Origin of the sequence: Actinoplanes oryzae, from assembly GCF_030757795.1 — a bacterium.
GTDB lineage: Bacteria > Actinomycetota > Actinomycetes > Mycobacteriales > Micromonosporaceae > Actinoplanes.
Genome location: NZ_JAUQWH010000004.1, coordinates 95,842 through 117,373, shown reverse-complemented (window position 1 = coordinate 117,373; position 21,532 = coordinate 95,842). Strand labels below are relative to the sequence as shown.

Sequence of the window (21,532 nt, the reverse complement as noted above, 5' to 3'; positions counted from 1 at the left end):
TGACGGGACTTCCGGCGAAGGGAATCGCTCATGACCGATCACGCCCGCCTCCTCGACTGGGTCCGCGAAGTGGCCGCCCTCACCCTCCCCGACCGGGTGCACTGGTGCGACGGCTCCGACGCCGAGTGGACCCGCCTGACCGACGAGCTGGTCGCCGCCGGCACGCTCGTGCGCCTCGACCCCGCCCGCCGCCCCAACTCCTTCTGGGCGCGCACCGACCCCGGCGACGTCGCCCGGGTTGAGGAGCGCACCTTCATCTGCTCGGCCGATCCCGCCGACGCCGGTCCCACCAACAACTGGATGGCGCCGGCGGAGATGAAGGCCACGATGACTGAGCTCTACCGGGGCAGCATGCGGGGCCGCACCATGTACGTCGTCCCGTTCTGCATGGGCCCGCTCGACGCCCCGGACCCGATGTTCGGCGTCGAGCTGACCGACAGCGCGTACGTCGTCGCCAGCATGCGGATCATGACCCGGATGGGCGCGCCGGTGCTCGAGGCCATGGGCGCCGACGCCGACTTCGTGCCGGCCCTGCACTCGGTGGGCGCGCCGCTGTCGACGGCCGCGTGGCCGTGCAACGAGACGAAGTACATCTCGCACTTCCCGGAGACGCGCGAGATCTGGTCCTACGGCTCCGGCTACGGCGGCAACTCCCTGCTCGGCAAGAAGTGCTTCGCCCTGCGCATCGCCAGCGTGGCCGCCCGGGACGAGGGCTGGCTCGCCGAGCACATGCTGATCATGAAGCTGACCTCCCCGGCCGGGCAGGTCCGCTACGTCGCCGGGGCGTTCCCGTCGGCCTGCGGCAAGACCAACCTCGCGATGCTCGAGCCCACGCTGCCCGGGTGGAAGGTCGAGACGGTCGGCGACGACATCGCGTGGATGCGCTTCGGCTCCGACGGGCGGCTGTGGGCGACCAATCCCGAGTACGGCCTCTTCGGCGTCGCCCCGGGCACCGACGAGCACACGAACCCGAACGCGATGCGCACCCTGGCCCGCGGCAACTCCATCTTCACGAACGTCGCCCGCACCGACGACGGCGACGTCTGGTGGGAGGGCATGGGGGAGCCGCCCGCGCACCTGACCGACTGGCGCGGCGCCGACTGGACCCCGGAGTCGGGCACCCCGTCGAGCCACCCCAACAGCCGCTTCTGTACGCCCATCGACCAGTGCCCCGTGCTGGCCCCCGAGTACGACGACCCGCGTGGCGTCCCCATCGACGCGATCCTCTTCGGCGGCCGGCGCCGCACCACCGTGCCGCTCGTCACGGAGGCCCGCGACTGGATCCACGGGGTCTACCTCGGGGCGACCCTCTCCTCGGAGACGACCGCGGCGGCCGCCGGCCGGGTGGGCGTGGTGCGCCGGGACCCGATGGCGATGCTGCCGTTCATCGGCTATCACGCCGGCGACTACTTCAACCACTGGATCGAGCTGGGCAAGGCGGCCTCCGGCGATGCCGGCAAGCTGCCGAAGGTGTTCTACGTCAACTGGTTCCGCCGGGGGGACGACGGGCGCTTCCTGTGGCCGGGCTTCGGCGAGAACATCCGCGTCCTCAAGTGGATCGCCGAGCGCCTCGACGGCTCGGCGCCCGCCGTCGAGACCCCGATCGGGCACGTGCCCCCGCCCGGGGCGCTCGACCTGACCGGCCTGGACATCGACCCGGCCGACGTGGCAGCCGCCCTGGCCGTCGACCCGGACGAGTGGCGTGCCGAGCTGCCGCAGGTCGAGGAGTGGTTCGCGAGGTTCGGCGGGAAGCTGCCGGCGGTCCTCTGGTCCGAACTCGACTCCCTCCGGGCGCGGTTGAAGGACGGCTAGCTCGGGCATCTTCCCGCCATGACCACCGTCGGGGCGCCCGTGACCGCCGACTACGGGCGCCCGCGCGTCGTCCGGGTGCTGACCCTGCTCCTGGTCGCGACGGCGGCGGCGACCGCGGTGGTCGAGCTGCTCAATTACTGGTACGCGCCGGAGCACGGCTTCGGGCTCGCGGTGCGCACGGGCTGGGCGCTCCTGCGTACCGTCGGCTGGTTGATCTTGATCTGGCACGTCCGCCGGGGGCGTGCCGCCGCGCGTCCCCTCGGGCTGATCCTCGCCGTCACCACGATCTTCGCGGTCGGCCGGCTCGTGGTGCCCCGCAGCGGCACGCCCCCGCTGCCCGGCGTGCTCGGCTTCGCCGCCCTTGTCGCCCTGTGCGTGCTGGTCGTCGTCCTGCTCTACCGGCATCCGGGCGTGCAGACCCATCTGGTCCGCCACCCGAACAAGCTGGTCGTCACCCGGGAGGGCCTGCGCTGGCAGGAGGCCACGCCGAAGCGCCCGCCGCTGGCCGGGTGGGCGATCACCGCGCGGGTGGCGGCCTTCACCTACAGCCCGCTGATGCTGGTGCCCGCGCTCATCTCGGTCAGTGAACTGCGTCACCGTCCGGAGTGGCTGCTCGCGGTCGTCTTCTGGTTCGGCGCCGGGTTCGCGGCGAGCTACGCCGTGTTGCTCGCCACGGCCTTCCTGATGCGCGGCAAGACGTGGGCGTCCGGGTTCCTGGTGTGGATCACCGTGGGCGTGCTCGTCGTCGACCTGCCGCTCTGCTACCTCCTGCTCGGCGTCGACGGCCTGGTCCGCGACGGTGCGCCGCTGGTGGCCGCCGCGTTGCTCGTCCTCTTCTCGCTGTGGCGCGTGCGCCGGCTGAGAATGGCGGGATGACCTGGGACGTGGCGATCGTCGGCGCCGGGCCCGCCGGATGCGCTGCCGCGATCGCCGCCCGCCGCGCCGGTGCCTCCGTGCTGCTCCTCGACCGATCGTCGTTTCCGCGCGACAAGCCGTGCGGGGACGGTATCGCCGCCGAGACGCTCGACGTGCTGACCGATCTCGGCGTGACCGGAGTGACGGACGGCTATCCGCCGGTCGAGCGGCTGCGCCTGGTCGCCCCCGGCGGCGGGGAGGTCGCCCGCCGGCTGCCGCGCCCGGTGCACACCGTGCCGCGCAAGGTCTTCGACGCGCGCCTGGTCGCCGCGGCGACGGCCCGGGGCGCCGAGCTGCGCCGGCACACCGTCCACGAGATCACGGCCGGACCCGGCGCGATCACCGTCGACGGGAGCCTGCGGGCGCGCGTCCTGGTGGGTGCCGACGGCGCCACTTCGACGGTACGCCGTCATCGGGGCGACCGGGTCAACCCGAGCGGCCATCTCGCCCTGGCGATCCGGGGCTACCGGCCGGCGACGGGCGCCGAGCAGCTGATCACGACCACGCCGGCGCGCTGGCCCGCGTACGCGTGGGAGTTCCCGATCGGCGACGGCACGGCCAACGTCGGGTACGGCGAGGTGTTACGCGGGGCGCCGCTCACGAAGGCGTACCTGATCAAGCGGCTGGGGCAGCTCCTGCCCGGCGGCGAACCGGAGAGCCTGCGCGCGCACCACCTGCCCTTGTCCACCCACCGCCCGGCGCCCGCCCGCGGACCGGTGCTGCTCGCCGGCGACGCGCTGTCGCTGATCAACCCGTTCACCGGCGAGGGCATCTTCTACGCGGTGCTGTCGGGAGCCCTCGCCGGGGCGGCCGCGGCGACCGGACCGGACACCGCGGGCCGGCTCTACACCCGCGCCCTGCGGGCCCGGCTCGGACGTCATCTTCGTCACTCCGGCTTCGCGACGCTGCTGACCAAACAGCCGCGCGTGGTTGACGCCGCGGTCCGGGCCGCCCGCCGGGACGAGCGGATATTCCACCGTATGGTGGATCTGGGGCTCGGTGACGGAGTTTTCGATCTTCGCACTATCGGGCGCATCGGGGCCGAGATGCTCCCGATCGTCCCTCCGCCCTCTTGAGCCCGCGCGGGCTGCCGATAGGCTTGAGCGCGATGAGTGTGCGGTCACTGGTCTACTCCCTCTACGAGCGGCGGCTCGCCGGCCGGCTGGCGGGCAAGCCGGTGCCCCAGCACGTCGGCGTCATGTGCGACGGCAACCGGCGCTGGGCCCGCGAGATGGGCTATGTCGACCCCAACGACGGGCACCGGGTCGGCGCGACCCGGGTCAAGGAGCTGCTGGGCTGGTGCGACCACGCCGGCATCGGGCACGTGACGCTCTACCTGCTCGCCACCGACAACCTGCAGCGCCCGGCCGCCGAGCTCGACCCGCTGCTCACCATCATCGAGGACCTCGCCACCGAGCTGGCCGAGGAGGGCAACCCCTGGCGGCTGCGCATCGTCGGCGCGCTCGACGTGCTGCCCGCGCACACCGCGGTCGCCCTCAAGGCCGCCCAGGAGAAGACCCGCGACCGCACCGAGGGCGTCGAGGTCAACATGGCCGTGGGCTACGGCGGGCGGCGCGAGATCACCGACGCCGTGCGCTCGCTGCTCTACGAGCACGCCGCGGCCGGCCGCACGCTCGAGGAGCTGGCCGAGATCCTCGACGTCGAGCACATCGCCGAGCACCTCTACACGGCCGGGCAGCCGGATCCCGACCTGGTCATCCGCACGAGCGGGGAGCAGCGGCTGTCGGGCTTCCTGCTGTGGCAGTCGGCGCACTCGGAGTTCTACTTCCACGACGCCAACTGGCCCGATTTCCGGCGGACCGACTTCCTGCGGGCGCTGCGGTCCTATGCCGGCCGGCAGCGTCGCTACGGCGCCTGATCCTTCCGGCTCCTCATTCCTTCCTGCCTTTCCCGGGTTGTCCGTGTTGCGCGGCTTTCGGTTCGTCGCAAGTTGGTGGCGGTCAGGACGGCGATCACGATCACGATGCCGGCCCACTCGTGCGGCCGCAGCGCCTGACCGAGCAGGATCAGCCCGCTCAGCGCCGCCAGCACCGGATGCACGCTCATGAACATGCCGAAGACGCGCGCGGGGACATGGCGAAGAGCGATCAGATCCCCGGCGTACGGGACGGCGCTGAGCACCCCGGCCACCGCCGCCCACAGCAGCGCGCCGGCACTCCATCGGCCGCCGACGGCCAGCAGCACGGCGAGCGGCAGATAGCCGAGCGCCGACAGCGACGTCGCCACGGCCAGCCCCTCCACCCCGGGCAGCCGGGCCCCGATCAGCCGGTTGAGCAGGATGTACGCCGCCCAGCACCCCGCCGCCACCAGCGCCACGGCGATGCCCGCCCAGTCGCTCGCCGGGCCCGGTGACACCAGCACGTAGACCCCCGCCGCCGCGGCCACCGCACAGGCGAGGTCGACGCGGGTCCGCGAGCCGAGCAGCGCCACGGCCAGCGGCCCGAGCACCTCCAGCGTGACGGTCAGCCCCAGCCCGATCCGGTCGATCGCCGTGTAGACGCTCAGGTTCATCACCGCGAACACCCCCGCCAGCAGCAGCACCGGCCACCACTGCGCCCGCGTGAAGCGGCGCGGGTCCGGGCGGGCGACGGGCAGCAGGACGGCGGCCGCGACCAGTTGCCGGACGGCCACCACACCCGCGGGCCCGACGGCGGCGAAAGCATGCGCGCCGGCGGCCGCCCCGACCTGGTTGGCTGTCGCGCTGCCGAGCATGACGGCGATCCCTCTCATGCCCTGCAGCCAACGCGGCGGCGCGGCCGAAGAGAAATGCGCCCGGCGCCGCACTTATACGCTGCACGTATGGATGTCCGGCTCGGTCAGCTCCGCGCGCTGGTGGCAGTGGCCGACGCCGGCACGTTCACCGACGCGTCGGCCCGGCTCGGCATCTCCCAGGCGTCGGTCTCCCGGGCCGTCGCCGCCCTGGAACGGCACCTCGGCGTCCTCCTCGTCCGGCGCACCACCCGGCAGGTCGAACTCACCGCCGCCGGCGCCCGGGTCGCCGCCCAGGCCCGCCGTGTGCTCGACGAGGTGGCCCACCTGGCGGCGCTCGTGGCCGACCGCGGCGAGATCCGCGTCGGCTACGCCTGGGCCGCCCTCGGCCGGCACACCCGCCGCCTGCAGAAGGCGTGGGCGGCGGCCCACCCCGCCCGGCCGCTGGTGTTCGTGCAGGTCAACGAGCCGTCCGCGGGCCTGGCCGACGGTTCCGCCGACGTTGCCGTGATCCGCCGGCCGCTCGACGACCCGCGCTTCGCCACGGCCGAGATCGGGCAGGAACCGCGCTACGCCGCCGTCGCCACGGACAGCGCCCTGGCCCGGCGCCGGACGTTGCGGCTCGACGACCTGGCCCGCTACACCGTGGCGCTGGTCCCGCGGGTGGGCACGACGACGCTTGACCTGTTTCCGGCGGGCGCGCGGCCGGCGACGGTCCGGGAGACGGGAGCGATCGACGAGTGGCTGACGCTCATCGCCGCGGGTCAAGCCGTGGGCATCACCGCGTCGTCCACGGCGCACCAGTACCCGCGGCCCGGTGTCGCTTACCGGGCGCTGCGCCAGGCGCCGCCGATCTCCGTACAGCTGGCCTGGTGGCAAGACGACCCACCCGCCTGGCTGAACGAGCTTCTCGCCCTGGCGCGCTTCTGACCCGGTCGCCCGTGCTCTTGGCCGCGCTTTGTCCGCGCTTTCCGGCGTGCCGGTGTGTACGCGAGGCGCGCGGTCGGCGCGCTCTCCGGCCCGGCGTGGTCCACGGCTCGGATCGTTGGCGTGCGCCGAGGTGGGTGGGCGAGCCGCGGGCGGCGGGCGTCGATGACGGCCCCGCGCGGGTCTCGGCCCGGGCGTGGCGTGGCTACGGCTCTGTGCGTCCCGGACGCAGCGCCGCGTCGTGCAGCCGGGTCAGCTTCTCGGCTCCGGCTCGTGGCTGAGGCTCTGCGCGGCTCGGCCCTCGGGGCCCCCGAGCCCGTGGCGGCGCCGGCCGTTCGGCTCGGTGGCTGGCGTGGCCGCATGCCGACCGGCTCCGCTCGGTGCGCGGCGCGGGGCGGCGCGTGGCGGCGCGTCGTGGAGGCCGGGCCTGAGGTCGCGGCCCGGCCCAGGGGTCGTGGCGGCCCGGCCCAGCCCAGGGGTCGTGGCGGCGCGGCCTGGCCCCCGGATCGTGGCGGCGCGGCCTGGCCCCCGGATCGTGGCGGCCCGGCCTGGCCCCGGGGTCGTGGCGGCCCGGCCCTCGGTCAGCGGGCGAAGGTCGGCAGGGCCTCGGTCAGGAAGGCGGCGACGGCCTCGGGGGACTCCAACGTCAGGTCCGCGGCGTTGGAGACGTCGGCGCCGGTCTCCGGGTTGGCGACCGCCACGCACACGCCGATGAAGGCGGGGTCGACCGCCTCCCGGGCGCGCAGCGCGTCGAACGCCTTGATGTCGGACATGTCGTCGCCGAAATACCAGGCGCAGCCGGCGTCGAGCACCCCGGCGCTGATGACCATGCCCTTGTCCTGGTCGACCGGGGGCTTGAGCTCGACCACCATGCGGCCGCCCTGGATGCGCAGCCCGATGCTCTCGGCCTGCTCGTGGGCCCACCGCTCGATCTCGGGGCCGAGCTGCGGCGCCGTGCGGTAGTGCAGGGCGACGGACAGCCGCTTGTATTCCACGAAGGCGCCCTCGGGCAGCTCGGCGCGGGCGCGGTCGGCCAGCTCGGCCATCGCGGGCACCCACGGCTCGGCGGCCGGCTCGGTGACCACCGCGCCGTCATGCCAGACCTCCAGGCCGTAGAGCCCGTAGAGGTCGACGTGCTCCAGGGACTCGAAGCGCGAGCGCAGGAAGCTGACCGGCCGGGCGGAAACGATCGCGACGCGGGCCACCCTGGTGGCCAGCTCCTCGAGCACGCCCAGCACGGAGGGGACCGGCTGGGAGGCGTCGGGGTCGTCGGTGACGGGGGAGAGCACCCCGTCGAAGTCGAAGAAGAACGTGGTGTCCTTGGCTCGCGAGGCAGTCAGCTGCAGGGCCTCTGCGGCGCTGAGGGGATGCGCGGGACGCGGGGACTCTGGCACGTTCCCCAGACTACCCGGCATCCGGCCCGATGCATCCTCGCGAATCCACAGGTTGCCCGCCGTTTCCCTCCGCGTCGGATTCCCGACTCCCGGCCGGATTGTCCTTGCGGATGTGGCGAAGCCGGTACTACCGCGGGTGGCTGATGACCGCTAGCGTTCTAGTCATGGCACAGGGTCATCCTGGGCCAGCCGGCCGGCCCGGACCTGCGACAAGTGCGCCACGGGGCCCGCATCCCGACCCCGTGTCATGTGACGGGCGCCGGACATTGGCGGACCGCGGGCGTACCGGGTTGCACGCCCGCTGGAGCAGGCCTGTGACATCTCGCCGTACTGACGCCGGGGCCGAGACGACCAGCACTCGCGCCTCCTCGGCACGCCGCAAGACCCGCGACCGTCACCTCGATGCGGAGCCCGCCCCAGCAGGCAAGGTCTTCGTGCTCGACACCTCGGTCCTGCTGTCCGACCCGGCGGCGTTCCGCCGGTTCGCCGATCACGAGGTGGTCGTCCCCCTCGTGGTCATCTCCGAACTGGAGGGCAAGCGGCACCACCCCGACCTCGGCTGGTTCGCCCGGCAGTCCCTGCGGATGCTCGACGAGCTGCGGATCAAGCACGGCCGGCTGGACCAGCCCGTGCTCTGCAACGACGAGGGCGGCACGCTGCGGGTCGAGCTGAACCACGCCGACCAGAGCGTCCTGCCGCACGGTTTCCGCAACGACTCCAACGACACGCGCATCCTCTCGGTCGCCCTCGGGCTGGCCGCCGAGGGCCGCGACGTGACGCTGGTGAGCAAGGACATGCCGCTGCGGGTCAAGGCGGCGTCGGTGGGCATCGCCGCCGACGAGTACCGGCACGGCCAGGCCAGCGATCCCACGTGGACCGGCATGGCCGACCTCCAGCTCGGCGAGACGGAGGTCAGCGGCCTGTACGCCGGCGAGGAGCTGGAGCTGGTGGAGACGGAGAACCTCCCCTGCCACACCGGCCTCGTCATCCACTCCGCGAAGGGCTCGGCGCTCGGGCGGGTCACCGCCGACAAGACCGTCAAGCTCGTACGCGGTGATCGTGAGGCCTTCGGTGTGCGCGGCCGCTCGGCCGAGCAGCGGGTGGCGCTGGACCTGCTCATGGACGAGTCCATCGGCATCGTCTCGCTGGGCGGCCGGGCCGGCACCGGCAAGTCGGCGCTCGCCCTCTGCGCCGGCCTCGAGGCGACGATGGAGCGGCAGCGGCACAAGAAGGTGATCGTCTTCCGCCCCCTGTACGCCGTCGGTGGCCAGGAGCTCGGCTACCTGCCGGGCAGCGAGGCCGAGAAGATGTCGCCCTGGGCACAGGCGGTCTTCGACACCCTCGGCGCGGTGGCGCACGCCGACGTGGTCGAGGAGGTCATGGCGCGCGGGATGCTGGAGGTGCTGCCGCTGACCCACATCCGCGGCCGCAGCCTGCACGACGCGTTCGTGATCGTCGACGAGGCGCAGTCGCTGGAGCGCAACGTCCTGCTGACCGTGCTCTCCCGCATCGGCCAGGGCTCGCGGGTGGTCCTCACCCACGATGTCGCCCAGCGGGACAACCTGCGCGTCGGCCGGCACGACGGCGTGACCGCGGTGATCGAGGCGCTGAAGGGCCACCCGATCTTCGCCCATGTCACCCTGACGAGGTCGGAGCGCTCGCCGATCGCAGAGGTCGTCACCGATCTCCTCGAGGAGATCCCGGTCTGACGCTGCGTGACCATCGAGGCGGGGATCCTCCGGGATCCCCGCCTTACTTAATGCTCTTGGGTGACTACGCTAGGTGAGGCGACTTATACCGTACGGGTGAGCGAGAAGCCGCGCCTTTGTCCAGTTTGATGCGCAAACATCCTGTGATTAGGTTCACAGCTTGGCGTTGTCGTTTCACATCCCCTTCACGGTGAGCCATGGTGGCTGACGAGCATCATTCGCGTGGCCGGGGCGGTCGGAGATCGACTGCGGCCCATGAAGTGCGGTCCTCCGGGGCCGCCGGTGCTCGCGGTGCGCGGAGCCGCCGGCCTCGAGCCGGCGGTGGTGCGCCGCGTCTTTGCCCCCAACGAGAGGACACTCGTGAATCGGCTCTGGGGCCGGGTCAGCATCCGCGCGGCATCTGTCGGCCTGCTCGTCCTGGGCGTGGTCGGCGGCGTCTACGTCGCGAAGGACCGGGAAGTCCAGCAACCGAAGCAGCAGGCGCAGCTGGTGTTCCAGACGACTGTCGACGAGAGCTCGCTGCTGCGGGAGCGGCAGAGTCAGCACGCCGCCGACCGGGCGTACCGGAACCAGGTGAGCAGCGAGGCCGCCGTCGAGGCCGCCACCGCGGCGTCGGCCGCCGCGAGCAAGGCGCGGGCGGCCGAGAAGAAGGTCATCGCCGCCGAGGCCGCCAAGAAGGCCGCGGAGGCCAAGGCCGCCGCCGAGGCGGCGAAGAAGAAGTCCGAGGAGTCCTCGTCGGGCGGCAGCACGGTGGAGGTCGGGCCGATCCCCGACTCGTGCAGCGAGTTCAGCGGCAACCGGGCCACGGGCTGCGCCCTGATGCTCGACGCCGGCTTCGGCATCGACCAGTTCCCGTGCCTCAACAAGCTGTGGAACAGGGAGAGCGGCTGGGACGAGGGCGCCTCCAACCCGAGCTCCGGGGCGTACGGCATCCCGCAGGCCCTGCCCGGCAGCAAGATGGCGTCGGTGGCCTCGGACTGGCGCACCAACGCGGCGACCCAGATCAAGTGGGGCCTCGGCTACATCGAGGGCCGTTACGACAGCCCGTGCGGCGCGTGGTCGCACTCGGAGAGCGTCGGCTGGTACTGAGTCTTTTCCTTCGGAGAGGGGTGCGTGCTTCGGCGCGTACCCCTCTTTTCGGCGTTCATGGTGGTGAAATGTCCGCATGGTCCGGAAAGTCGCGTCGGTGCTCCTGATTGCCGCCGTTCTACTGACCGCCGCGCCCGCCTCCGCCACCGTCCAGCGCGGTCATCTGCGCGAGGTGGTCGGCGGTGACGTCGCCGGGGCCGGCCAGTTCCCGTGGATGGTGCGCCTGTCGATGGGCTGCGGCGGCGCCCTGACCGCACCGCGGGTGGTCCTCACCGCCGGCCACTGCGTCACCGGCACCGGCAAGGACGAGACCATCAGAGTCGTCGCCGGCGTCACCCGCCTCGGCGACCCGCATGCCCGTACGGCCCACTCGGTCGAGGTGATCCGCGCCACCGGCTTCCGCGACGAGACCCACGGCGACGACTGGGCGCTGGTCAAGCTCGACCATGCCCTCGGACTGCCCACGCTCGGCCTGGTGGGAGGCGAGCTCAAGGGACCGCTGACCATCCTCGGCTGGGGTCAGACCAGCGAACACTCCACCAGGCAGGAGAAGACCCTCCGGTACGGGACGGTGCGCACCGTGCCCGACCGCACGTGCGCGACGGCGTACCGGCGGATCCAGATCTCGGTCGTGCCAGCCGAACAGCTCTGCGCCAGCGGCAAGGGCGTCGACACCTGCCAGGGCGACTCCGGCGGTCCCCTGGTCGGCCGCTCGGGCAGCGCCTGGGTCCAGGTCGGCATCGTCAGCTGGGGTCTCGGCTGCGCCCGCCGCAACTTCCCCGGCGTCTACACGCAGGTGGCGACGTTCCGTGCAGACATCCGGGCGGCTACGCGCAAGCTGAGCTGATCGGCACCTCACAGATTTGGCGGGGGTGGCTTCCGTCGGTAACCATCGAGGCATGAGCTATGCCACCGAGGAATCCGCCACCCGGTTCGGCAGCGAGGCGTTCTTCGCGTCCATCGGGCGCGCCTTCGTCGCGATGTGCGCCGTCGTCCCGGTCCTCTTCCTCATCGAGGCCATCGACGTCGGCCTCGGCGCCGGCCACCTCGACGTCGCCGGCGGCATCATCCCGCGCCACGCGGAGGGCCTCGACGGCATCATCTTCAGCCCGTTCCTGCACGCGGGCTGGGACCACCTCTACGGCAACAGCGTCCCGCTGATCCTGGTCGGCACCTTCGCCCTGGCCGGCGGCACCCGCCGCTTCCTCTGGTCGACCCTGGTCATCATCCTGGTCAGCGGCATCGGCGTCTGGTTCATCGGCGATCCCGGCAGCGTCGTCGTCGGCGCCAGCGGCGTCGTCTTCGGCTACCTGGGCCTGCTCTTCGCCCGGGGCTTCGTCGAGCGCAGCTGGTGGAACCTGGGAGTGGCCGCCTTCATCGGCCTCCTCTACTGGTACCAGATCTACAACATCCTCCCCACCGACCAGCCCATCTCCTGGCAGGGCCACCTCCTGGGCCTCCTCGGCGGCGTCGCCGCGGCAATCGCCTTCCGCCGCCGGCGCCCCCGCCCGGCCCCCGCCCTCTACGGCGGCGACGCCCCCACCCTCACCGACTTCTGACCGCTTCCGTCGCTTCTGGCAGCTTCCGCCGCGGCCGGGGCACTTCCGGCACCGCGCAGCCATCTCCTCGTGCGCGGCGGCCGTCCTCTCGTGCTGGGCGGCCGTCTGCTCGTGCTCGGCAGTCGCCTCGTGCCGGGCGGCCGTCTGCTCGTGCCGGGCGGCCGTCTGCCCGTGTTGGGCGGCCGTCTGCTCGTGTTGGGCAGTTAGCCCCTCGCGCTTGGTGGCCATCGCCTTGTGCCGGGCAGAGTCATCGCTGAGCAGGCCGGAACGCGGCATTTGCATGATGAGGACCGGTCATCGGCAGGTGCCGAAGCATCGCCATCAGCCATGATCGAAGCAGCTGAACGGCAGTTGCCGGACGCTACGGTGACGACATGACTGCGGTGCCCGAGTGGATGTGCCCGCCCCGTCCCGATGGCTGGTACGCCGACGACCTCGATCAGCTTTCCCAGGCGCCCCGGCACACCGAACTGATCGACGGGGTGCTCGTGCTCAGACTGTCGCGGGAAGAGGCATGGCACGGCCGGGTTGTTTCCGCGCTGCTGCTCGCTCTTGCCGCGCAGGCACCCGCGGGGATCGAGGTCGAGCGGGAGAGGACGATCCGCCTCGACGAACGCACCCGCGTCGAACCCGACCTCCTCGCCGCGCGGCCGGCCCGGCACGGCCCGGACCGCAGGTTCTACGTGCCTGACCAGGTGCTGTTGGCGATCGAGGTCGCCTCCCCGGAATCAGCGCACCGCGACCGGACGGTCAAGCTGCGCAAGTACGCGGAAGCCGGCATCGCGCACTATTGGCGCGTCGAGGAGGACGACGCCGGACTGCCGGTGGTCCACGCCTACGAACTCGACGAGCCCACCCGGTCGTACGCGCCCTCCGGAGTCCACCGGCGCGCGATATGCACGAAGACCCCGTTCCCGATCGAGCTCGTCCTGGACAAGCTGATGGCCGGTCGCCGTAGCTGAACCGGCCATCCAGCTCCGACCACCGGTGCCGCGCCAGTGCTGCCGGGCCGCGCTCAGGGTGGGGCACGATGGTTGTCTCCGACCACCGGGCCGCGACGTTGCTGCCGGGCCGGGGTCAGGGCCGGGCGCCATCACTGTCTCCGATCACTGGTGCCGCGACGTTGTCGCCGGGCGGGTCCAAGGTCGGGCGCGGTGACTGTCTCCGACCACCGGGCCGCGACGTTGTTGCCGGGCGGGGCCAGGGTCGGGCGCGATGGCTGTTCTGCCCGGCGTCCCTGACCACCGGCCCCGGCCAAGCGGTTGAGCAGCGGTTCCGTCCAAAGAACTCGTCAGACGTTGAAGCGGAACTCCACGACGTCGCCGTCCTTCATGATGTAGTCCTTGCCCTCCATGCGGACCTTGCCCGCGGACTTGGCGGCGGACATGGAGCCGGCGGCCATGAGGTCGTCGAAGCTGACGATCTCCGCCTTGATGAAGCCGCGCTGGAAGTCGGAGTGGATGACGCCCGCGGCCTCCGGGGCGGTGGCGCCGACGGGGATGACCCAGGCGCGGGCCTCCTTCGGGCCGGCCGTGAGGTAGGTCTGCAGGCCGAGGGTGTTGAAGCCGACGCGGATGAGCTGGTCGAGGCCCGGCTCGGTCTGGCCGGTGGACTCGAGGAGCTCCTTGGCCTCGTCCTCGGGGAGGTCGATGAGCTCGGACTCGATCTTCGCGTCCATGAAGACGGCCTCGGCCGGGGCGACCAGGGCACGCATCTCGTCGAGGAAGGCGGCGTTGTTGAGCTCGGCCTCGTCGACGTTGAAGACGTAGAGGAACGGCTTGGTGGTGAGCAGGTGCAGCTCGGCAAGCTGGTCCAGGTCGATGCCGGCGGCCTGCGCGCCCGAGTAGAGCGTCGTGCCGTCGTTGAGCAGCTTGAACGCGGCCTCCGCCGCGGCGACGGCGGGCGCGCGGTCCTTCTTGAGCTTGGCCTCCTTCTGCAGGCGCGGCAGGGCCTTCTCGACCGTCTGCAGGTCGGCGAGGATCAGCTCGGTGTTGATCGTCTCGATGTCGTCGGCGGGGGCGACCTTGCTGTCCACGTGCAGGACGTTGGGGTCGGAGAACGCGCGGACGACCATGCAGATGGCTGACGCGTCCCGGATGTTGGCGAGGAACGCGTTACCGCGGCCCTGGCCCTTGGACGCACCGCGCACCAGGCCGGCGATGTCGACGAACGAGACCGGCGCCGGGAGGATCTTCTCGCTGCCGAACATCTCGGCCAGCTGGTTGAGCCGCTCGTCGGGCAGGCCGACCACGCCGACGTTGGGCTCGATCGTCGCGAACGGGTAGTTCGCGGCGAGCACGTCGTTCTTGGTCAGGGCGTTGAAGAGGGTGCTCTTGCCGACGTTGGGCAGGCCGACGATCCCGATGGTGAGGCTCACGGGAAACCAGTCTACGGCCGCCGGGTGCACGGGCTGCCGGCCAGGCGCGGAACGGCACGCTCATGTCCGAATCCCGCCAGCCCTGGCAGGGGTGCCCGCGGCAGACTCGACGGCATGGAACTGGACTTCGAGCGGTGCTACCGGGCGGTCGACAGCCGTGACCCGCGCTTCGACGGGTGGTTCTGCACGGCTGTCCGAACGACCGGCATCTATTGCCGCCCCTCCTGCCCCGCGGTCACGCCCAAGCGCGAGAACGTCGAATTCTTCCCGGGCGCCGCGGCAGCCCAGCGGGCCGGCTATCGAGCCTGCCGCCGGTGCCGCCCCGACGCCGCGCCCGGCTCGCCCGAGTGGGACGTGCGCGCGGACGTGGTCGGCCGCGCCGTCCGGCTCATCGGCGACGGCGTGGTGGACCGCGAGGGTGTGCCGGGCCTAGCCGCCCGGCTCGGCTACACCGAACGTCACCTCCACCGCATGCTCTCGGACGAGCTCGGCGCCGGCCCGCTCGCCCTCGCCCGGGCCCAGCGCGCACAGACCGCCCGGATCCTCGTCGAGACGACGTCCTTGAGCTTCGCCGACATCGCGTTTGCGGCCGGCTTCGGCAGCGTCCGCCAGTTCAACGACACGATCCAGGAGGTGTACGCCCGCTCGCCCACCCAGCTGCGCACCCACCGCCCGAACCGGCCGGCCGAGGCCGGCACGATCACGGTCCGCCTCGCGTACCGGGCGCCATTGCACGCCGAGGCACTGCTCGGCTTCTTGCGGGCGCGGGCACTGCCGGGCATCGAGGAAGTGGGCGCGACATCGTTCAGCAAGGCGCTGCATCTGCCGCACGCCACGGGCGTCGTCACGCTGACCCCCGCCGAGCGGTTCGTCTCCGCGACCCTGCGGCTGGAGGACGTACGGGATCTGGCGCCCGCGGTGGCCCGCTGCCGGCGGCTGCTCGACCTGGACGCCGACCCGGTCGCCGTCGACGACACGCTCGCCGCGGATCCCGCGCTCGCCTCGTCGGTGCGGGCCGAGCCCGGCGTACGAGTCCCCCGTGCGACCGACGGCTTCGAGCTGGCCGTCCGAGCGGTCGTCGGGCAGCAGGTCTCCGTCGCCGGCGCCCGCACCACGCTGGCCCGCCTCCTGGCCGCAGCCTCGCCGCCCGAAGCAGCGGACGACGGAACGACGCCCCGCCCCCCGACCGGCGGTTCCACGCTCAGGCCCTTTCCGGAAGCCGCCGTCATCGCGAACCTGCCCGACGCCGCGTTCCGCATGCCGGCCGCCCGCCGCGCGACCCTGCGGTCCTTGGCCGAGGCAGTAGCCGACGGCAAGCTGTCACTCGACCCGGGCGCCGACCGTGACGAGGCTCTCGCACAGCTGCAGGGTCTGCCCGGCGTCGGCTCCTGGACCGCCGGATACGTTGCGATGCGCGCGATCGGCGACCCGGACGTCTTCCTCTCCACCGATCTCGCAGCCCGGCGCGGCGCCCGCGCGCTCGGCCTGCCGGACTCACCCGCCGCGCTCGCCTCCCGGGCGACCGCCTGGCGGCCCTGGCGCTCGTACGCCCTGATGCGACTCTGGAGGTCAGCATGATCCGCAGCGCCACCCTGGACACCCCGGCCGGCCCGTTCACCTATCTGACCAGCGAATCGGGCGCAGTCCGGGCAGCCGGCTTCACGACGTCGGCGGACGCCCTGCTGCCGCTGGTCCACGCGAGCCTGCGGGACGACGTCCGGCCCGCACCCGCACCGGGCGCGGCGGGCGAGGCGGTACGCGCATATCTGGCAGGCGACCTCACGGCCCTCGACGACGTCGTGGTCGAGCAGCACACCACCGGCCCCTTCACCGCGCACGCCTGGCGCGTCATGCGTGACATCAAGCCCGGCGCGCCGGTCACCTATCGCGGCTTCGCCGAGCTGGCCGGGCGCCCCGCCGCGATCCGGGCCGCCGCTGCCGCCTGTGCCCGCAACGCCGTGGCGCTCTTCGTCCCGTGCCATCGGGTCCTCGGCACCGACGGCACCCTGCGGGGCTACCGGTGGGGGCTCGGCGTCAAGACGTGGCTCCTCAATCACGAACGCGCCTGAAAGTTCCTGGCAACGGGCCTTGCGGGGCTCTACTGTCGCGGGATGACCGACACGGAGAAGTTCGCGCGCGGTCTCCCCGAGCGGCCGTCCCTGGACGGGCTCGAGGAGAAGTGGGCGCGCCACTGGCAGGAGGAAGGAACGTATGCGTTCGACCGCTCGAAGGAGCGCGCGGACGTGTACGCGATCGACACGCCTCCGCCCACCGTATCGGGGGAGCTGCACATCGGGCACGTCTACTCGTACACCCACACCGACACCGTCGCGCGCTTCCAGCGGATGCGGGGCAAGGCCGTCTTCTACCCCATGGGCTGGGACGACAACGGCCTGCCTACCGAGCGCCGGGTCCAGAACGTCTACGGCGTCTACTGTGACCCGTCCCTGCCCTACGACCCGCAGTGGCAGCCGCCGGCGAAGCCGCCCAAGCCGGCGGTCGGCCTGTCGCGGCGCAACTTCGTCGAGCTGTGCAACCGGCTGACCGCCGAGGACGAGAAGGCGTTCGAGGCGGTGTGGCGGCGGCTCGGGCTGTCCGTCGACTGGCGCATGACCTACACGACCATCGGGCGGCGGGCGCAGGCCGTGTCGCAGCGCGCCTTTCTGGACAATCTCGCGCGCGGGGAGGCGTACCAGTCGGAGGCGCCGACGCTCTGGGACGTCGGCTTCCGCACGGCCGTCGCGCAGGCCGAGATCGAGGATCGCGAGCGGCCGGGCGCGTACCACCGGCTGCGCTTTCATGGCCCGGACGGGCCGGTCGAGGTCGACACGACCCGGCCCGAGCTGCTCCCGGCCTGCGTCGCGCTGGTCTGCGCCGAGGACAACCCGCTGGTGGGCACTACCGTCCGCACGCCCTTCTTCGACGTCGAAGTTCCCGTGTACGCCCACCCGCTCGCCGACCCCGACAAGGGCACCGGCATCGCCATGGTCTGCACCTTCGGCGACCTGACCGACGTGGTGTGGTGGCGTGACCTGCAGCTGGACACGCGCGTGGTGCTCGGGCGCGACGGCCGCTTCCTGCCCGACCGGCCGGCCGGCGTCCCCGAGGCCGCCTACCAGCAGTTCGCGGGCCTGACGGTCAACGCCGCCCGGCGCGAGATCGTCCGCATCCTGACCGAGACGGGCGACCTGCTCGGCAAGCCGCGGCCGATCAACCACCCGGTGAAGTTCTACGAGCGGGGCGACTCGCCGCTGGAGATCGTCACCAGCCGGCAGTGGTTCCTGCGCAACGGCGGGCGCGACACCGCGCTGCGCGAGGAGCTGCTCAGGCGCGGCCGGGCCCTGCAATGGGTGCCCGAGCACATGCGGCACCGCTACGAGCACTGGGTCGGCGGCCTGACCGGCGACTGGCTGATCAGCCGGCAGCGCTTCTTCGGCGTGCCGTTCCCGGTCTGGTACCGGCTCGACGACGCTGGCGAGCCGGACTACGGCCAGCTTCTCATACCGGACGTTTCGGAGCTGCCGGTCGATCCGGCGTCGGAGTGTCCGCCCGGCTTCGACGAGTCGCAGCGTGACGTGCCCGGTGGCTTCACCGCCGACCCGGACGTCATGGACACGTGGGCGACGTCGTCGCTGACCCCGCAGATCGTCGGCGGCTGGGGCGAGGACGAGGACCTGTTCCGGCGCGTCTTCCCCATGGACCTGCGCCCGCAGGGCCAGGAGATCATCCGGACCTGGCTCTTCTACACGGTGGTCCGCTCGAACTTCGAGCACGACACGCTGCCGTGGCGCACCACCGTGCAGTCCGGCTGGATCCTGGACCCGGACCACAAGAAGATGTCCAAGTCCAAGGGCAACGTCGTCACCCCGACCGCGCTGCTGGAGCAGAGCGGTTCGGACGCGGTCCGCTACTGGGCGGCGAACGGCCGCCCCGGCGCCGACCTGGCCTTCGACCCGTCGCAGATCAAGGTCGGCCGGCGGCTCGCCACCAAGCTGCTCAACGCGTCCCGCTTCGCGCTGGGCCTCGGCGCGGCGGACGCCCTGCGCAAGCCGGTGACCGCGGCGCTGGACAGGGCGATGCTGGCCCGGCTGGCCACCGTGGTCGAGGAGGCGACGCAGGCCTTCGACGCCTACGACCACACGACCGCCCTCGCCGCCACGGAGTCGTTCTTCTGGACGTTCTGCGACGACTACATCGAGCTGGTCAAGGATCGTGCCTACGCCCCGGGCCCGGCGGGCGACTCGGCCCGCGCCTCGCTCGCGGCGGGGTTGTCGGTGCTGCTGCGGCTCTTCGCGCCGTTCCTGCCCTTCGCCACCGAGGAGATCTGGTCGTGGTGGCGTTACGGCTCGGTGCACCAGTCGACGTGGCCGACCCGCTACGAGCTCACCCGCGTCGCCCCCGACGGTGACGCCACGCTGCTCGACCTGGCGGGCGAGGCGCTGCGCCAGATCCGCAAGGCCAAGTCGGACCGCAAGCTGTCGATGAAGGCGGAGGTGCCGCTGGCCGAGGCGCTCGGCCCGGCGGTGCTGCTCGACCGGCTCGCCTCGGTGGAAGGCGACGTCAAGGCGGCCGGCCGCATCGGGAAGCTCGACATGCTGCCCGACCGCACCCCCGAGCTGGTCATCGTCTGCGGCTTCTGAACCGTCCAATGTGTAGCCGAGCGGTGCCCGGGGTACGTCCCGGGCACCGCTTGCCGCACGTGGACGGGGGCTCCCCATGACCGGCACCGACCCGATCCCGGACAGAGCCGAGCTACGCGAGCGCGCGGCGAAGCGCATCCGCCTCCTGCTGCTGGTACCGGCGATCGCCGCGGCAACGGTCGTTCTCGCCTTCGGCGTGGCCATGGACGGTTCGGCCGGCACCCGGGGATGGATCTTCATCGGCGTCGGCCTGGTGCTGATCGCCGCCGGCGCGGCAGCCATGATGCTGGTCGTCCGGAGGCGTCTCGCCAATCCCGAACTGGTGTCCGGCCTCGACCGGTCGTCCCAGCGTGAGGTGGCCCGCGCGCTGCGGAACGGGCGCACGGACGACCCCCGCGTCGACGCGATCATCCGGCAGAGCGCCGCCCGCGTCATCCGGACCCGCTGGCTGACGGCGGTCTTCGCCCTCGTGGCCGCCCTCGACGTGTACCTGGCCGCCGAGGACATAGCCGACAGGGACTGGGACGGGCTCGTCTTCCGGCTGGTCTCCGCTGTCCTGTTCACGCTCTTCGCCGCCTATCAGTGGAACCAGGTGCGCCGCTACCGCGCCTACCTTCGCCAAGAAGGACCTGCGCGGCCCGCGGACACGGCAGCATAGGAGCCATGTCCATCCCGCCGGAGGAGGTCGAGGCGCCCGCGCAGGACGCCGTGCTGTTCCGCTCGCACCCGTTGCGGACGTGCGCGGTCATCTTCGCCGCCCTCCTGGTCTCCTACGTCGCTGTATCGCCGCTTGTGGCCTGGTTGCTGGGGGCTCCCGCCGAGTCGTGGTGGGAGACAGTGCTGGAGGGGCTGGCGATCGCCGTGATCACCTCCGGCATCTACGGCGTGACCGCCCGCTCGTCGCTGCGGACCTGGGTGCGCTCGTCGTCGGCCGGCCTGGAGCTGGCCGCGCAGGGCAGCGACCCGGTCCTGCTCGCCTGGCAGGACATCGACCACGCCGTCATCCGCCGCGACGGCTTCCGGATGGTGCTCGACGTCACGCCGGTGGACCTGGACCGCGTCCACCCCGTCTCCGAGGAGGACGAGGGCTGGCCCGCGCTCCTGCAGGAGCCGGACGGCAGCACCGCCTTCACCGCCGACCTGACCCAGGTCTGGCCCGGCCCCCGCGCCCTGCGCCGGGAGCTGTCGCGTCACCTGGGCTAGAACGGCAGCTTCGGGTCGTCGAGCAGCTCGGGCGCCTGCGGCTGGCGCGGGGTGATCTCGACCTGGGCCGGAGCGGCCAGCTCCTCGTCGGAGACGCCCATCTCGGCCAGCTTGCGGGCACTGACCAGCACCCGGGACTCCAGCGACCCCACAGCCCGGTTGTACGCCGTCACCGCCCCGCCCAGCGACGAGCCCAGCTTGCCCACGTGGTCGCCCAGCGTGGCCAGCCGCCCGTACAGCTCGCGGGCCAGGCCGTGCACCGCCAGCGCGTTGCGGGCCAGCGCCTCCTGCCGCCACGAGTAGGCGACCGTGCGCAGCAGCGCGATCAGCGTCGCCGGGGTGGCGAGCACGACGTTGCGGGTGAACGCGTGCTCCATGAGACTCGGGTCGCGCTGCAGGGCGGCGTCGAGGAACGGGTCGGCGGGCACGAAGAGCACCACGAACTCGGGGCTCTGGTCGAACGCCGTCCAGTAGGCCTTGGCCGCCAGCGCGTCGACGTGCCCGCGCAGGACCCGGGCGTGCTGGTCGAGATGCCCGTCGCGGGTGCGCTCGTCACGGGCCTCCATCGCCGACAGGTACGCGTCGAAGGGCGCCTTCGCGTCCACGACCACCGACCGCCCGCCGTGCAGCCGCACCACCATGTCGGGCCGCACGACCTGCCGATCGTTGACCGACGTCACCTGCTCGGCGAAGTCGCAGTGCTCCAGCAGGCCCGCCGCCTCGACGATGCGCCGGAGCTGGTGCTCGCCCCACCGGCCCCGCACCTGCGGGGCTCGCAGGGCCGCGACCAGCTGTTTGGTCTCGGTGCGCAGCTCGCCCGAGACCAGCCCCATGGCGCGCACCTGCTCGCGCAGCTCCGCGTAGGAGTCGACGCGGTCGCGCTCCAGCTCGGCGACCCGCTCCTCGTAGCGGCGCAGGGCGTCGTGCAGCGGCGCCACGGCCCGCGCGACCGCCTCCTGCGACTGGGCCGTGGACTCGTACGAAAGCGCGCGCAGCGACTGCTCCATCTGCTGCTCACCCTCGCGCCGCGCCTGCACCGTCGCCTCCAGCCGGGCGATGTCGGCGGCGGCGCGCAACCGCGCCGCGAGCCAGCCCAGGGCGGCGCCGACCGCCAGACAGAGGAGCACGACCGCCAGCGTCGAGAAGGTCACTCTGCGAGCTTGCCAGAGGGGTACGA

19 protein-coding genes are annotated in these 21,532 nt (G+C 72.4%); 15 read left to right on the top strand and 4 right to left on the bottom strand.

Annotation, left to right across the window (positions count from 1 at the left end):
• Positions 1 to 30: 30 nt before the first annotated feature.
• From RBH18_RS03085 to RBH18_RS03070, 4 genes are read left to right on the top strand one after another with little or no spacing between them, the layout of a single operon-like run.
• Positions 31 to 1,812 (top strand): phosphoenolpyruvate carboxykinase (GTP), encoded by a 1,782-nt coding sequence (locus RBH18_RS03085; RefSeq protein ID WP_306204313.1) that lies wholly within the window; start codon positions 31 to 33, stop codon positions 1,810 to 1,812.
• Positions 1,813 to 1,830: 18 nt separating this feature from the next.
• Complete coding sequence (locus RBH18_RS03080; protein WP_306204312.1) at positions 1,831 to 2,688, top strand: hypothetical protein; 858 nt, start codon at positions 1,831 to 1,833, stop codon at positions 2,686 to 2,688.
• Positions 2,685 to 3,803 carry an NAD(P)/FAD-dependent oxidoreductase gene (locus RBH18_RS03075; RefSeq protein ID WP_306204311.1) on the top strand — a complete coding sequence of 373 codons (1,119 nt, stop codon included), beginning with the start codon at positions 2,685 to 2,687 and terminating at the stop codon, positions 3,801 to 3,803. Before RBH18_RS03080 ends, RBH18_RS03075 begins: the two co-directional genes overlap by 4 nt.
• Positions 3,804 to 3,835: 32 nt before the next feature.
• Entirely contained in the window at positions 3,836 to 4,606 is a 771-nt protein-coding gene (locus RBH18_RS03070; RefSeq protein WP_306204310.1) for an isoprenyl transferase, read from the top strand.
• Here the strand turns inward: RBH18_RS03070 and RBH18_RS03065 are convergent.
• Positions 4,594 to 5,478 (bottom strand): EamA family transporter, encoded by an 885-nt coding sequence (locus RBH18_RS03065; RefSeq protein ID WP_306204309.1) that lies wholly within the window; start codon positions 5,476 to 5,478, stop codon positions 4,594 to 4,596. The genes RBH18_RS03070 and RBH18_RS03065 overlap by 13 nt on opposite strands.
• A gap of 69 nt (positions 5,479 to 5,547) precedes the next feature.
• Here RBH18_RS03065 and RBH18_RS03060 point away from each other — a divergent pair, with 69 nt between their 5' ends.
• Complete coding sequence (locus tag RBH18_RS03060) at positions 5,548 to 6,387, top strand: LysR family transcriptional regulator (protein ID WP_306204308.1); 840 nt, start codon at positions 5,548 to 5,550, stop codon at positions 6,385 to 6,387.
• Between the two features lie 578 nt (positions 6,388 to 6,965).
• Here the strand turns inward: RBH18_RS03060 and otsB are convergent.
• Positions 6,966 to 7,799 carry a trehalose-phosphatase gene (gene otsB / locus RBH18_RS03055; protein ID WP_372338846.1) on the bottom strand — a complete coding sequence of 278 codons (834 nt, stop codon included), beginning with the start codon at positions 7,797 to 7,799 and terminating at the stop codon, positions 6,966 to 6,968.
• Positions 7,800 to 8,092: 293 nt separating this feature from the next.
• Between otsB and RBH18_RS03050 the strand changes: the two genes are divergently transcribed.
• The 5 genes from RBH18_RS03050 (at position 8,093) to RBH18_RS03030 (ending at position 13,097) form a co-directional block, all read left to right on the top strand.
• Complete coding sequence (locus tag RBH18_RS03050) at positions 8,093 to 9,487, top strand: PhoH family protein (RefSeq protein WP_306204306.1); 1,395 nt, start codon at positions 8,093 to 8,095, stop codon at positions 9,485 to 9,487.
• A gap of 360 nt (positions 9,488 to 9,847) precedes the next feature.
• The gene (locus RBH18_RS03045; RefSeq protein ID WP_306204305.1) at positions 9,848 to 10,576 is read left to right on the top strand and encodes an aggregation-promoting factor C-terminal-like domain-containing protein; all 729 of its coding nucleotides are present in this window, start codon (positions 9,848 to 9,850) and stop codon (positions 10,574 to 10,576) included.
• Positions 10,577 to 10,652: 76 nt separating this feature from the next.
• Positions 10,653 to 11,423, top strand: coding sequence for a S1 family peptidase (locus tag RBH18_RS03040; RefSeq protein WP_306204304.1), 771 nt, complete (start codon positions 10,653 to 10,655; stop codon positions 11,421 to 11,423).
• Positions 11,424 to 11,475: 52 nt separating this feature from the next.
• Positions 11,476 to 12,135, top strand: coding sequence for a rhomboid family intramembrane serine protease (locus RBH18_RS03035; protein WP_306204303.1), 660 nt, complete (start codon positions 11,476 to 11,478; stop codon positions 12,133 to 12,135).
• 374 nt (positions 12,136 to 12,509) lie between these two features.
• Positions 12,510 to 13,097 carry a Uma2 family endonuclease gene (locus tag RBH18_RS03030; protein ID WP_306204302.1) on the top strand — a complete coding sequence of 196 codons (588 nt, stop codon included), beginning with the start codon at positions 12,510 to 12,512 and terminating at the stop codon, positions 13,095 to 13,097.
• 329 nt (positions 13,098 to 13,426) lie between these two features.
• Here the strand turns inward: RBH18_RS03030 and ychF are convergent, their stop codons facing one another.
• Positions 13,427 to 14,512 (bottom strand): redox-regulated ATPase YchF, encoded by a 1,086-nt coding sequence (ychF, locus tag RBH18_RS03025; protein ID WP_306204301.1) that lies wholly within the window; start codon positions 14,510 to 14,512, stop codon positions 13,427 to 13,429.
• 114 nt (positions 14,513 to 14,626) lie between these two features.
• On the opposite strand from ychF, the gene RBH18_RS03020 reads away from it, so the two are divergent.
• The 5 genes from RBH18_RS03020 (at position 14,627) to RBH18_RS03000 (ending at position 20,355) form a co-directional block, all read left to right on the top strand.
• Complete coding sequence (locus RBH18_RS03020; protein ID WP_306204300.1) at positions 14,627 to 16,090, top strand: DNA-3-methyladenine glycosylase 2 family protein; 1,464 nt, start codon at positions 14,627 to 14,629, stop codon at positions 16,088 to 16,090.
• A complete protein-coding gene (locus RBH18_RS03015; RefSeq protein ID WP_306204299.1) occupies positions 16,087 to 16,581 on the top strand; it encodes a methylated-DNA--[protein]-cysteine S-methyltransferase in 495 nt (164 codons plus the stop codon). The genes RBH18_RS03020 and RBH18_RS03015 overlap by 4 nt, the downstream gene beginning before the upstream one ends.
• A 42-nt stretch (positions 16,582 to 16,623) precedes the next feature.
• The gene (valS, locus tag RBH18_RS03010) at positions 16,624 to 19,152 is read left to right on the top strand and encodes a valine--tRNA ligase (RefSeq protein ID WP_306204298.1); all 2,529 of its coding nucleotides are present in this window, start codon (positions 16,624 to 16,626) and stop codon (positions 19,150 to 19,152) included.
• 76 nt (positions 19,153 to 19,228) lie between these two features.
• Positions 19,229 to 19,810, top strand: coding sequence for a hypothetical protein (locus tag RBH18_RS03005; protein ID WP_306204297.1), 582 nt, complete (start codon positions 19,229 to 19,231; stop codon positions 19,808 to 19,810).
• Between the two features lie 5 nt (positions 19,811 to 19,815).
• Positions 19,816 to 20,355, top strand: coding sequence for a hypothetical protein (locus tag RBH18_RS03000; RefSeq protein WP_306204296.1), 540 nt, complete (start codon positions 19,816 to 19,818; stop codon positions 20,353 to 20,355).
• Here RBH18_RS03000 and RBH18_RS02995 read toward each other — a convergent pair.
• Positions 20,352 to 21,506 (bottom strand): DNA recombination protein RmuC, encoded by a 1,155-nt coding sequence (locus RBH18_RS02995; protein WP_306204295.1) that lies wholly within the window; start codon positions 21,504 to 21,506, stop codon positions 20,352 to 20,354. The two genes, RBH18_RS03000 and RBH18_RS02995, sit on opposite strands and share 4 nt — an antisense overlap.
• Positions 21,507 to 21,532 lie beyond the last annotated feature (26 nt).

Excerpts from the sequence above, each read along its gene's own strand:
- RBH18_RS03040 (WP_306204304.1), top strand. The coding sequence starts at position 10,653 with ATGGTCCGGAAAGTCGCGTCGGTGCTCCTGATTGCCGCCGTTCTACTG.
- RBH18_RS03065 (WP_306204309.1), bottom strand. The coding sequence starts at position 5,478 with ATGAGAGGGATCGCCGTCATGCTCGGCAGCGCGACAGCCAACCAGGTC.
- RBH18_RS03060 (WP_306204308.1), top strand. The coding sequence starts at position 5,548 with ATGGATGTCCGGCTCGGTCAGCTCCGCGCGCTGGTGGCAGTGGCCGAC.
- otsB (WP_372338846.1), bottom strand. The coding sequence starts at position 7,799 with ATGCCGGGTAGTCTGGGGAACGTGCCAGAGTCCCCGCGTCCCGCGCAT.
- RBH18_RS03035 (WP_306204303.1), top strand. The coding sequence starts at position 11,476 with ATGAGCTATGCCACCGAGGAATCCGCCACCCGGTTCGGCAGCGAGGCG.
- RBH18_RS03070 (WP_306204310.1), top strand. The coding sequence starts at position 3,836 with ATGAGTGTGCGGTCACTGGTCTACTCCCTCTACGAGCGGCGGCTCGCC.
- RBH18_RS03030 (WP_306204302.1), top strand. The coding sequence starts at position 12,510 with ATGACTGCGGTGCCCGAGTGGATGTGCCCGCCCCGTCCCGATGGCTGG.
- RBH18_RS03085 (WP_306204313.1), top strand. The coding sequence starts at position 31 with ATGACCGATCACGCCCGCCTCCTCGACTGGGTCCGCGAAGTGGCCGCC.
- RBH18_RS03000 (WP_306204296.1), top strand. The coding sequence starts at position 19,816 with ATGTCCATCCCGCCGGAGGAGGTCGAGGCGCCCGCGCAGGACGCCGTG.
- RBH18_RS03005 (WP_306204297.1), top strand. The coding sequence starts at position 19,229 with ATGACCGGCACCGACCCGATCCCGGACAGAGCCGAGCTACGCGAGCGC.
- RBH18_RS03075 (WP_306204311.1), top strand. The coding sequence starts at position 2,685 with ATGACCTGGGACGTGGCGATCGTCGGCGCCGGGCCCGCCGGATGCGCT.
- RBH18_RS03015 (WP_306204299.1), top strand. The coding sequence starts at position 16,087 with ATGATCCGCAGCGCCACCCTGGACACCCCGGCCGGCCCGTTCACCTAT.
- RBH18_RS03020 (WP_306204300.1), top strand. The coding sequence starts at position 14,627 with ATGGAACTGGACTTCGAGCGGTGCTACCGGGCGGTCGACAGCCGTGAC.
- RBH18_RS03080 (WP_306204312.1), top strand. The coding sequence starts at position 1,831 with ATGACCACCGTCGGGGCGCCCGTGACCGCCGACTACGGGCGCCCGCGC.
- valS (WP_306204298.1), top strand. The coding sequence starts at position 16,624 with ATGACCGACACGGAGAAGTTCGCGCGCGGTCTCCCCGAGCGGCCGTCC.